The following is a 10,593-nucleotide window of genomic DNA, read 5'->3' on the forward strand; positions in this document are numbered from 1 at the left end:
CGCCGTCCAGGTCAGCGCCTGATGCGGCGGAAAGCGAACGGCGCATAAAGCACTGAGTAAAACACCACGCCGAGGCCGATGGCGCTGAAATTGTACCACGGCCACCGGCCCAGACGATCGAACAGGCTGGCTTGCGGCGGCTTGGTGCATTGGAAGGCGAAGTTCGTTCCCAGCGCGACGTTCACCACGGCGACCACGGCATACCACGCGATGGAGAAGAGCATCATGCGCGGCACCGCACCGGGCAGCGGCCGGTGTTTCATGGCCGTGACGACATAGAAAGACGTGATCGGCACGCCGCCGTGCAGGGTGAAGAAGTGGAAGAACCGCCCGTCTGGAAAGTCGTAGATCAGCGCTGGAGTGATGAGGCCCTGGAGCGTTCCCGCGATGCCGAAGAAGTACACGATCTCGCAGCAGAACTGCCGGTGCGTCCACAAGGCGATGCCGCCCGCGATCGCGGCGATGTCACAGTATTGCAGCGGCAGCACGGTCTGTGCGGTGAAGGAGCCATTGATCGCGTGTGTCACGAGTCCCGCAGGCCACAGGGCCAGCAGCAGGCTGCCAAGGAGGCGTTCCGCCACGACACCATGCCGTGTGCGTGAGAGCAGGAGCAGGGCGACGAACAAAACCACCGTGATGACCAGCACCACCTGATGGGATGCGCCGTAGGGCTTGAACGCGGGAGGCATGATGCGCGCCATCATACGCGCCTGTTGCGGAAGTCAGCCGGTTTGTGCAAAGCTCCGCGCATGTTGAAGAACATCCGGCCGTCCTCGAAAGTCATGCGTCCTGTGAAACAGCTCGGCGGAGGCTGCGCGGTGTTGTTTGGTCTGCCGTTCATCGCGGGCGGGCTGGCGGTGGCCTGGTTTCTGTATCTTCCAACCATCGGCGGCTGGTGGTCGGCACGTGGCTGGGAGGAGGTAGCCTGCTGGATTGAGAAGACGGAGATCGTCACCGGGTCCGGCAAAGGCGGCTCCACTTACGAAACGAAGGCGGTCTATCGCTACGAGTATCGCGGCCACACGCATCACAGCGAGAGCGTCACCTTCATGAGCGGCGCTGACAACATGGGCGACTTCCAGCAGAAGGCCTACGGACAGATCCAGGCGTTGGAAGGGCGGGAGCAGCCTTTTCGCTGCTACGTGAATCCTGCGATGCCCGACCAGGCCGTGCTGTTTCGCGATCTGCGCTGGGGCGTGGTACTGTTGATGTCGATCTTCCCGACAGCTTTCCCACTGGCTGGGGTGGTGGTCTCGCTTGGCGGCTGGTTGCAGGCCAGAAAGGCCCGGCAGGCGGGCAAACTGCAGGAGCAGCATCCGCAAGAGCCCTGGCGCTGGCGGAAAGAGTGGGCGCAGGGCGACATCCGCACCTCAGGTGACGGACTGCCGTTCATCCTCGCCATCGCGGGCTGGATCCTGCTGGTGCAGGGACCACTGGCGCTGGCGATTGTGATAGGCGGAGATCTGTCAAAATCGCTGCTGGCCGCGCTCGGGCTGCTGCCCTGCCTGCTGGCGCTGATCCCGCTGCGAATGGCCTGGAATCGGATGAAAACACGCCTTGCACTGGGCAGGCCGACGCTGCGGCTGGATCAAGTCCCCGTCACGCCCGGACGTTTGCTTGAGGGTGAATTGAAGCTCTCCCAAGCCCTCTCGCCGCGCGCGATCATTCACGTCCGAGCCCTGTGTCAGCGCCAAATCGTCCGTCGCGCCGGGAAGGGCACCCAAACCTCGACGGAGACAGTTTGGGAACACGGCGAGACACTTTCCGCCAGTGAAGCGCGGCGCGACATCAACGGCGTGGCCTTGCCGCTGCACATCGAGATTCCGCGAGGACTGCCCTGTCAGACCATTGAGGACGCGGAGTCGGCCGCCTTCTACGGCGAACAGCACGTCTGGAGCCTCGAACTGACCTCAGGCAACGGCGGAAAGCCTGCGGTGCTGCCCCTGCCGGTGTTTATGACGCGGGAAGAGGCACGGCTCGCCGCCTACGAAGCACGTCGAGAAATTGAGGCCGTTGTACTGGACACGGAGCAGCTCGTCGAGCGTCTTCAGCTTCGCGGCGTCACCGCCCAGTTCGACAGTTCCGGCGTTCCGACACGGATCGACTGCCCGCCACGCCGGTTTGGCGGCGTCGGCATCTTCTTGCTGCTCTTTGGCATCGTGTGGTCCGTGGCGTTTGTCATCATGATCAACAAGGAGGCACCCTGGATCTTCCGTATCGTCTGGGGCATCAGCTCGCCGGGGCTCCTCATCGCCGCGCTCTGGACGCTGCTGCACCGGCGTGTGGTCGAACTGCGGGCCGATGAACTGCGCATCCAGCACCACGTCGGGCCGTTTTACTCATGGAGCGAAACCTTCGCGCCACGTCACATCGTCCGCTTCACGCACGACTCGAACATGCAGTCCGGCAGCGTGTTCTACTACCGCGTGCGTGCCGAGACGACCTTCGGTAAAACCAAAACACTGGCCGATGGCATCACGGAGTCAGTCACCGCCAAGGCTTTGGAGGAGCGGCTGGAGCAATGGAGCCTAGCCCCCATCCCGCAAGGCCACCGCAGGATCGACACGGGCCGCGAACCAGGCTGGCACCAGCGCGGCGAGGAGGCAGAGGGCGACGGCGGTGGCGCAGATCGTCAGAAGATCACTCGCGTCGGTGTGCGCGGGGATTTGGGAAAGAAAATAAATATCCTGCGGAAAGATGTCGCGGCCGGTGAGGTCGGCGATGAGGTCGCGCAGCTTGTTGCGGATGCTGAGGAAGAAAAAACCACCCGCGAGACCGGCCACGACGCCGACGAGCGCCACGATGCCGGCCTGTGACACGAAGATGGAGATGATCTGCCACGCACGGGTGCCCAGCGCGGTCAGGATGCCGATCTCCCGCCGCTTTTTCACCGTGACGGTGATGGTGGTGTTCATCACGCAGATGGCGGCGACGAGCATGATGAAGAGCAGCAGGAACCACATCATCGTGCGCTGGTTCTCGACTGACTCCAGCATGACCCCATGCTGCTGCATCCAGGTGCGCCAGCCCCAGGTCTCCGGAACAATGCCCGCACGATAGATCATCTCCATGACCGGCTCGGCATTGTCGGGATCTTTGAGCTCCAGTTCGATGCCGCTGACGCTGCCTTCGAGATTGAAGAACTCCTGCGCGACGTGCAGCGGCACGTAGCCGCGTTCTCCGGCCGTGTCGGCACGGAGGGTGGCGACGAGCGTGAGGTCTTTGGACAGGACGGTCACGTTGTCGAGCGCCTCGGCGCGTTTGGTCTCCTCCGCATCTTCCGGAATCTCCCGCACCTGGCGGATGAACTGGTTCACGCTGTCAGCGGCGTGCACCACGAGCGTGTCACCGATTTTGGCACCGAGTTCCTTGGCGAATTTGTCGCTGAGGACAATCGAATCGCCGCTGAGGTCGAATTTGCCCTCCTTGAGGTGCTTGGTGAGCTTTTTGAGCAGTGCATTGTCCGCTTCCTCCGCCATGCCGATGACGCTGACGCCCTGGAGGCTGCCCGCGTTTTCGACGACGACGACGTCTTCGGCCACAGGAATGGCAGAGACGACCTCCGGCCGTGCCGCGAGGGCATCGCGCAGCTTCCGCCAGTCGGTCTGGGGTGCCTCTTCGCGGGAGGTCATGGGCTGCACCATCGCATGCGGTTCAAAGCCGAGGAGCATCTGGCGGAATTCACGCTGCCAGCCGCTGAACACGGACATCACGAATACCAGCACGCCCACGCCGAGCATGACGCCGAGCATCGAAATCACGGTGATGACCGAGATGAACGAACGCGTGGGCCGCAAGTAGCGCAGGGCGAGGAAAAGGGGGGCGCTGGTCATTATTGTTGTTCGCTGTTCTCGGTTGAATCAGTCGCGGAGCGCGACGGCTGGATCGACGCGGGCGGCGAGCCAGGCGGGCGGCAAGGCGGCGAGAAGGCAGAGGCTGATCGAGCCGATGCACGTGACGGCGACGAACCAGGGCTCGATCTGGGCCGGAATCGTGGCCAGAAACATGCCGGAGGCCGAATCGGCGTTGCCACCGCTCAGAACGGCGATGCCCATGCGGATGTCATCGCGGAAGGTGAGCACCAGGCCGCTCAGAACCAGGCCAATGACCGTGCCGAGAGTGCCGACAAATGCCGCCTGCGCGACGAAGATGCTGATGATCTGCCCCTGGCGTGATCCCAGCGCGGTGAGGACGCCGATCTCACGTCGTTTCTGCGTGGTGACGGTGATCGTGGTGTTCATCACGGAGAACGCGGCCACCACGGCGATGATCATGAGCACGATCCACATCATCACGCGCTCGTTGCTCATCGCGGCGAGCCGTGCATCGCCCGCATCGGTCCAAAGAGCTGCGTTCCAGCCGGCCGGGATGATGTTGGCCGCCTCGAAGCGTTTGATCACCTCCTTCACGTCGCCCGGCTGCTTCAATTCGATCAGAATGCCGCTGACTTGATCGCCGAGGCCGAAGATTTGCTGGGCCGTCTCGAGCGTGGTGTAGCCGTAAACGCCAGCGGTCTCAGCCCGGACGCTGCCTTGCAGGATGATCTCCTTGGGATGCAGTTTGATCTCCTTGTAGGCCGCATGGCGTTTTTTCTCGTCCTGCTCATCGGAGGCCACGCGGAAACGTTGAACGGCGGTCGTGACGTTGGTGGCGGCATAGACGCTGATCTTGTCTCCCGGATGCGCGTCGAGCTGCCCGGCGATGTAATCCGCGCACACCAAACCGCCGTGCTTCAGTTCCAAAGAACCTTCGACGCGGTGTTTGGCGATCTTGGCCATGTAGAACGTCGCCCCGTCGGCTGGCAGGCCGATGACATCCATCCCCGACTGCTGTCCTTCACGTTCCGCATACATGGCGCTGCTGATGTAGGTGCTGGCGGCGAGAACCTCCGGCTGTGCCTTCACCTTCGCGAGCACTTCAGCGGCGGCTTGCGGCGATGCGGGTTTTTTGTTCTGCGGATGCAGCAGGACGTGCGGCTCCGACCCGATGAGCACCTTGCGGAACTCGCCCTCGAACCCCTTCATCACCGAACTGACGACGATCATCATCAGCACCCCGACAGCGACGCCAAGGATGGAGACGATCGTGATGACCGAGACGAACGAACGCTTCGCGCGCAGGTAGCGTCGGGCGAGGAAGAGGGTGGCGTTCGAAAGCATGGCCGCGCATCAAAGCGGCGCAGGCATTACTTCGCAACTGCTTCGACGCCGAACAGCGGCAGGGATTTCTGCACCGATTTGGTGACGCCCCAGGCGAGGGGCGCGGCAACGATGATCCAGATGAGGACGGCTTTCATGGCGGTGTGATCAGGCGGAAGGCGCTTCCTTGACGTGGTATTTGGGATCGACCGGACGGACGAGGAGATTGGCGACGAGGCCGACGCCGAGCAGCACGCACATCAGGTAGAAGGTGCCGTTGTAAACCTGGTTCTTGGCCATGCCGGCGGCAACGCGGCTGTCGTAGAGGCCATTGATGAGCGAGGGGCCGATGACGGCAGCCATGCTCCACGCGGTGATCAGACGGCCGTGGATGGCACCGACTTGATAGGTGCCGAACATGTCCTTCAGATAGGCGGGAATGGTGGCAAAACCGCCGCCATACATGCTGATGATGAGGGCGGTGCAGATGACGAAGAGCGTGCGGTTCTGTGTCTCCTGCGTGTAGGGCAGCACGGCGTAAAGCACGGCCCCGAGGATGAAGTAGATGCAGTAAACCGTCTTCCGACCGGTGAAGTCGGAAACCGAGGACCAGACAAAACGCCCGCCCATGTTGAAGATGCTCAACAGGCCGGTGAAGCCCGCGCCGATGGCCACACTGACGCCGAACATGTCCTGGCACATGTCCGCCGCACGTCCCAGCACACCGATTCCGGCGCTCACATTCATGCACAGCACCGTCCACAGCAGCCAGAACTGCGGTGTCTTCCAGGCCGTGTCCACGGACACGCTGGCGGTCGTGATCATGTGATTCGCGGCGGCCACTTTCGGCTCGTAGCCTTCAGGTTTCCAGCCGGCAGCGGGCACACGCACGATGCAGGCCCCGAAGATCATGAAGCAGGCGTAGGCTGCGGCCATGGTGACCAGAGCGCTCGCGGCGCCGGTGTCGGGCGCCTTGGCGTAATGGGTCATCAATTCCTGCGCCAGTGGCGAACCGATGAGCGCCCCGCCGCCGAAGCCCATGATCGCCATGCCAGTGGCCATGCCGGGGCGGTCGGGAAACCACTTCACCAGCGTCGAGACGGGAGCGATGTAGCCGAGTCCGAGTCCGATGCCGCCGACGAAGCCGTATCCGCCGAGGATGAGCCAGAGGAGCTTCAGTTTCACGCCGAGGGCGGTGAGCAGCAATCCGCCGCAGAAACACAAGCAGGAGGCGATCATGGTCTTGCGCGGGCCGGAGCGCTCCACCCATTTGCCAAAGGTGGCCGCGGACAGGCCCAGCATCACCAGCGCGATCATGTAGGCGACGTTCACCTTCGACACCGGCACGCCGAGCTCGGCCCCGAGGGGCTTGTTGAAGACGCTGAAGGCATACACCTGCCCGATGCACATGTGGACGGCGACGGCGGCGGGTGGGACGAGCCAGCGGCTGAATCCGGGCCGGGCGACGGTGGCTTCACGGGAGAGAAAACTCATGGTGGGTCGGGAGGGAGAGTGCGGCTGGCGTTTTAGCGGGACGGCGGCCTGGATGGCAAGGAAAGACTTCGGGCGCACAAGAAACGGGCGGCTTCACGCGTTCACGCAGCGAATCCGGCAATCCCGCCGGCTTCACCGAACGCAAACACACCACATCCATCCATGAAAACTCTGTTCACCCTCCTCACACTCTCCACCGCGGCTTTCGCGGCCGACAAATGCCCGATCAGTGGCAAACCCGCTGATTCCAGCATCACCAGCACCGGAAAAGACGGCAAAACCGTCTCCTTCTGCTGCGAGAAGTGCAAAGCCAAGTTCGACGCCAAGAACAAGTAAGCGTCCAGGCGTCGTCGATCTCCTCGATGTCTCCAAAGGCGGGGCCGGGAAACCGGTTCCGCCTTTTTTCATCTGCACTGGTTCAGCGCCTTGCGGGTTCTGCACGTTCGCGCAGGAACCTCTGGTGGCCGACCTCGACGAAGTCCGCGTCGCGTGCGCGGATCAGGGCGTCATCCAGGCTGATGAAGCCATGATTGGCCAGATGCATGAGGCTGTCATCGATCGTGTGCATGCCATCCACGGCGCCGATCTGGATCAAGTTGGCGAGCTGTGACAAACGACGTGAGCGCACACAGGCGGCGATGCCTGAATTGCCCACCAGCACCTCGGAGGCCATCACGCGGCCGGATTCGTCACGCCGCGTCATGAGTGACTGGCAGATGACGCCCCGGAGCGAGCCGGCAAGCTGGGAGGCGACGAAGTCCTGCTGCTCCTCAGGGAAGGCGTCCAGAATGCGCAGGATCGTGCCCGGGGCGTCCTGCGTGTGGAGCGTGCTGATGACCAGATGGCCGGTTTCGGAGGCGGTGAGGGCCGTGCGGATCGTTTCCAGGTCACGCAGCTCACTGATGACGATCACATCCGCGTCCTGACGCAGGGCGCTTTTGATCGCATTCGCAAAGGTCTGCGTGTCCGCCCCGACCTGGCGCTGGCGCACGAGGCTGTTGTCGTGGGCGAACAGGTATTCGATAGGGTCCTCGATGCTGATGATGTTCGCATGCCGTGTGCGGGCGATGTGCTGCGTCAGCGAGGCCAGCGTGGTCGTTTTTCCGCAGTTGCTGGTGCCGGTGACGAGGATCAGGCCGTCGCGCAACTGGGTGAAGCCCTCCACCGTGGGTCCGTGGCCGAGATCGCGAAGCTCGGGAATGACATTCGGGATGTAGCGGAACGACGCCTCGATGCGGCCGAGGACGTAACAGGCGTTGCCACGGAAGCGGCCGAGGTTTTCCACCTGGATGGCGAAGTCCAGCTCCCACTCGCGCTCCAGCTTCGCACGCTGCGTTTCCTTCAGAACGGCAAAGATCAGCTCCCGCAGGTCGGAGATGTCCAGCACCTCGTCCGTCATCGGTTGCAGGATGCCATTGAGCCGGCCCATGGGCGGGCTGTTGGCGCTGATGTGCAGGTCAGAGCCGCCACGCTCGATGACCATGTAGAGATATTCGATGAGATCGTGGCTGCGCATGGTCTTGAAGAAAAGGGGATCAGGAAATGCCGCGTGCCGCACGGCGGAACTCGGCTTCGTTGCCACAGGCGGCGATGGCGGTCGGCTCGTCGATGATGCCGGCCTCGTAAGCCGCAGCGATGGATTGGAGGAAAGTGCGGCAGTTCGGGTCGTTCGCCCGCGTCATGTAGTCGTAGATGTCCGACACGGAACGCCGCGCGATCCAGTCGCGCACAGCGCCGCCGTTTTGCAGGTGCTCGACGAGCAGCGTGAGCCGGCCGTTCACATCCGGCACCAGTTTCTGGCACAGCACGCCGAGAAGTTGATGCGACAGCAGATGGAGGCCAATCCCCACCTGGTCGGCCGGGAAGAGGTTCACAAAGCGCTCCATCGTGTCCGCCACGGTGGCGGAGTGCATGGAGGCGAGCACCAGGTGGCCCGTTTCGCAGGCCTGCAGTGCAGTGAAGGCCGTGTCGTGGTCGCGAATTTCTCCCACGAAGATCACATCCGGCGCCTGGCGCATCGCGGCACGCAGACCGCGGGGGAAGCTCGGCGTGTCGCGGCCCACCTCACGCTGGGTGAACATCGAGCGCTTGTTGCTGAAGATGTATTCCACCGGGTCCTCGATCGTCACGATGTGGCGTGCCACGTTCATGTTCATCCAGTGCAGCAGGCCGGCCAGCGTGGTGGATTTGCCCTGGCCCGTGGAACCGGTCACCAGCACCATGCCGTGCTCCTGCGTGGCCCAGCGTGACAGCAGCCATTCGGGAGCGCCCAGGTTGGACAGCGCCGGCATGTCCGTGCGGATGCGGCGCAGCGTGGCGGCCAGCCGGCCCAGCACCTTGTGCAGATTCACACGGAAGCGCACGCCGGAGCGCGAGACGGTGCCGGTGTCCACATCGGTGTCCTTCAAGGTGTCCCCGCCGCAGGCCTGCCACAATCCGGCCAGATGGGGCAGCAGCATCGGTTCGTCGCCGAAGATCATGAGCTGCTCGTTGATCTTCATCCGCGGCACTTCGCCTTCCTGGAGGAAAATATCGCTCGCCTGATGCTCTTCAGCGGCTTGGAGGATGTCGTCGATGGAAATGGCCATGCGGGAGGGAAGCTAGCGGTCGCTGCTCACCGGCTCAAGCCTGCTCTCGATCTTTCGTTACGAACTTTTCGCGTCATGCGGCTCATGCTCCAGCAACTGCCAGCAATACCAAAGCATGCGCGGCAGGTGGAAGGGGCCCTTCCACATGTTTCCCTTCAAAGTGACCGACGGCGAGCCATCGCGATGCAGGTAGCCAAACCACTCGCCATGCTGCGGGTCGGGAAAATGCGCGAAGCTCCAGTCATGCACCTGCTGGTGCCATTGCGCGTATTTCACGTCTCCGGTGATGTGCCAGGCCAGTTGCGTCGCGATGATCGCCTCATTGTGCGGCCACCAGAACTTCATGTCGTGCCAGTATTCCTGCACCGGCTTGTGGAAGACATCCCGGAAGTAAAAGATGCCGCCTTTCTCCGCATCCCATCCGCGCTCCCACATGCAATCCAGGATCTCCAGGCCGAGCCGGACGTAGCTCTTCTCACCCCGCCAGCGACCTTCATGCAGGATGAACCACGCGCACTCCAGCGCATGGCCTGGATTCAAGGTGCGGCCGTCGAAGTGGTTGATGACCGACCCGTCCGGCGAAACGACCTCCATCAGCACGCCCATGTCCGGTTTGAAGAAATAGCGCTGAATCTCCAGGATGAAGCGATCCGCCCACTCGGAGCACGAATGACCGGAAATTTTCACGTCGCCGAGGTTCAGCCGCAGCTCCTGGGCCGTGGCGATGCCGATCATCAGGGCACCGATGCCCATCATCGGCCGCGTTTCGGAGTTCACCTTTGGCTGCATGAGGCCCTTCTCGAAGGAATGCCTCAAATAGGTCGCAAAGTCGCGCTTCGCCTTCTCCGCATAGGATTCATCGCCCGTCGCCTTCGCATATGCCGCATGCGCGATGGATGCGAACGCCTCGCTGAACACGTAGCGCCGCATGCGCAGAGGTTTGCCCTCCCGGGTGACGGTGAAGAACAGTTTTCCGTCCGTGGCGTAGCCGTGCTTCTCCAGAAACGCCAGGCATGATCCGGCCGCGTCCGCCCAGTCGCTGCGTTTTTCGACCGTGTTGTAGAGCGTCGAAAACATCCAGGCCGCCCGGCCTTGGAACCAGAGGCTCTTGTCAGTGTCCAGGATTGCCCCATCGCGATCCAGCGACGTGATGATGCCGTCAAACTCCCGATCCATGCCATTCTTCAGCCAGAACGGCATCACGTCATGCAGCAGCGTGTCACGGTAGAGCGTGCGCAAGTGCTCGCGCTGCCGGGCATCGGTCAGATTGGCGTTCATCGCCCATCTGTGAACCACTAGGCCGTGTTTGAAAACCTGTTTGGAAGTCGCGGAGCGACGAACGTGCCGTAGCCCGGCCTTTCAAGGCCGGGAAC

Annotated in this window: 8 protein-coding genes and 1 pseudogene; 2 read left to right on the plus strand and 7 right to left on the minus strand. The window is 62.8% G+C overall.

Translation table 11 applies throughout. The annotated features are described in order from the left end of the window. Positions 1–11: 11 nt before the first annotated feature. A complete protein-coding gene (locus IAE77_RS26955; protein WP_294233617.1) occupies positions 12–689 on the minus strand; it encodes a TIGR02206 family membrane protein in 678 nt (225 codons plus the stop codon). A gap of 93 nt (positions 690–782) precedes the next feature. Here IAE77_RS26955 and IAE77_RS26960 point away from each other — a divergent pair. Beyond that, a pseudogene (locus IAE77_RS26960) lies at positions 783–1,244 on the plus strand (DUF3592 domain-containing protein); the annotation flags it as partial. A 1,284-nt stretch (positions 1,245–2,528) separates the two neighbouring features. Here IAE77_RS26960 and IAE77_RS26965 read toward each other — a convergent pair. From IAE77_RS26965 to IAE77_RS26975, 3 genes are all read right to left on the minus strand, one after another. Continuing rightward, positions 2,529–3,833, minus strand: coding sequence for an FtsX-like permease family protein (locus IAE77_RS26965; RefSeq protein WP_294233620.1), 1,305 nt, complete (start codon positions 3,831–3,833; stop codon positions 2,529–2,531). Between the two features lie 27 nt (positions 3,834–3,860). Next, positions 3,861–5,159 (minus strand): FtsX-like permease family protein, encoded by a 1,299-nt coding sequence (locus IAE77_RS26970; RefSeq protein ID WP_294233623.1) that lies wholly within the window; start codon positions 5,157–5,159, stop codon positions 3,861–3,863. A 147-nt stretch (positions 5,160–5,306) separates the two neighbouring features. Beyond that, positions 5,307–6,632, minus strand: a complete 1,326-nt coding sequence (locus IAE77_RS26975; RefSeq protein ID WP_294233626.1) for an OFA family MFS transporter — start codon at positions 6,630–6,632, stop codon at positions 5,307–5,309. A 162-nt stretch (positions 6,633–6,794) separates the two neighbouring features. Between IAE77_RS26975 and IAE77_RS26980 the strand changes: the two genes are divergently transcribed. Next, a complete protein-coding gene (locus IAE77_RS26980) occupies positions 6,795–6,968 on the plus strand; it encodes a hypothetical protein (protein ID WP_294233629.1) in 174 nt (57 codons plus the stop codon). An 82-nt stretch (positions 6,969–7,050) separates the two neighbouring features. Here IAE77_RS26980 and IAE77_RS26985 read toward each other — a convergent pair whose 3' ends face one another. Genes IAE77_RS26985 through IAE77_RS26995 form a run of 3 tightly spaced genes read right to left on the minus strand, consistent with a single transcriptional unit; the run spans position 7,051 to position 10,498 of the window. Continuing rightward, complete coding sequence (locus IAE77_RS26985; protein WP_294233632.1) at positions 7,051–8,148, minus strand: PilT/PilU family type 4a pilus ATPase; 1,098 nt, start codon at positions 8,146–8,148, stop codon at positions 7,051–7,053. A gap of 19 nt (positions 8,149–8,167) precedes the next feature. Then, complete coding sequence (locus IAE77_RS26990; protein ID WP_294233635.1) at positions 8,168–9,220, minus strand: ATPase, T2SS/T4P/T4SS family; 1,053 nt, start codon at positions 9,218–9,220, stop codon at positions 8,168–8,170. Positions 9,221–9,277: 57 nt separating this feature from the next. Next, the gene (locus tag IAE77_RS26995; RefSeq protein ID WP_294233638.1) at positions 9,278–10,498 is read right to left on the minus strand and encodes an AGE family epimerase/isomerase; all 1,221 of its coding nucleotides are present in this window, start codon (positions 10,496–10,498) and stop codon (positions 9,278–9,280) included. Positions 10,499–10,593 lie beyond the last annotated feature (95 nt).

Origin of the sequence: Prosthecobacter sp., assembly GCF_014879935.1 — a bacterium.
GTDB lineage: Bacteria > Verrucomicrobiota > Verrucomicrobiia > Verrucomicrobiales > Verrucomicrobiaceae > Prosthecobacter.

What these genes read in the sequence shown, in the direction of transcription:
- IAE77_RS26965 (WP_294233620.1), bottom strand. Translation starts at nt 3,833, where the DNA reads ATGACCAGCGCCCCCCTTTTCCTCGCCCTGCGCTACTTGCGGCCCACG.
- IAE77_RS26990 (WP_294233635.1), bottom strand. Translation starts at nt 9,220, where the DNA reads ATGGCCATTTCCATCGACGACATCCTCCAAGCCGCTGAAGAGCATCAG.
- IAE77_RS26995 (WP_294233638.1), bottom strand. Translation starts at nt 10,498, where the DNA reads ATGAACGCCAATCTGACCGATGCCCGGCAGCGCGAGCACTTGCGCACG.
- IAE77_RS26980 (WP_294233629.1), top strand. Translation starts at nt 6,795, where the DNA reads ATGAAAACTCTGTTCACCCTCCTCACACTCTCCACCGCGGCTTTCGCG.
- IAE77_RS26975 (WP_294233626.1), bottom strand. Translation starts at nt 6,632, where the DNA reads ATGAGTTTTCTCTCCCGTGAAGCCACCGTCGCCCGGCCCGGATTCAGC.
- IAE77_RS26970 (WP_294233623.1), bottom strand. Translation starts at nt 5,159, where the DNA reads ATGCTTTCGAACGCCACCCTCTTCCTCGCCCGACGCTACCTGCGCGCG.
- IAE77_RS26985 (WP_294233632.1), bottom strand. Translation starts at nt 8,148, where the DNA reads ATGCGCAGCCACGATCTCATCGAATATCTCTACATGGTCATCGAGCGT.
- IAE77_RS26955 (WP_294233617.1), bottom strand. Translation starts at nt 689, where the DNA reads ATGCCTCCCGCGTTCAAGCCCTACGGCGCATCCCATCAGGTGGTGCTG.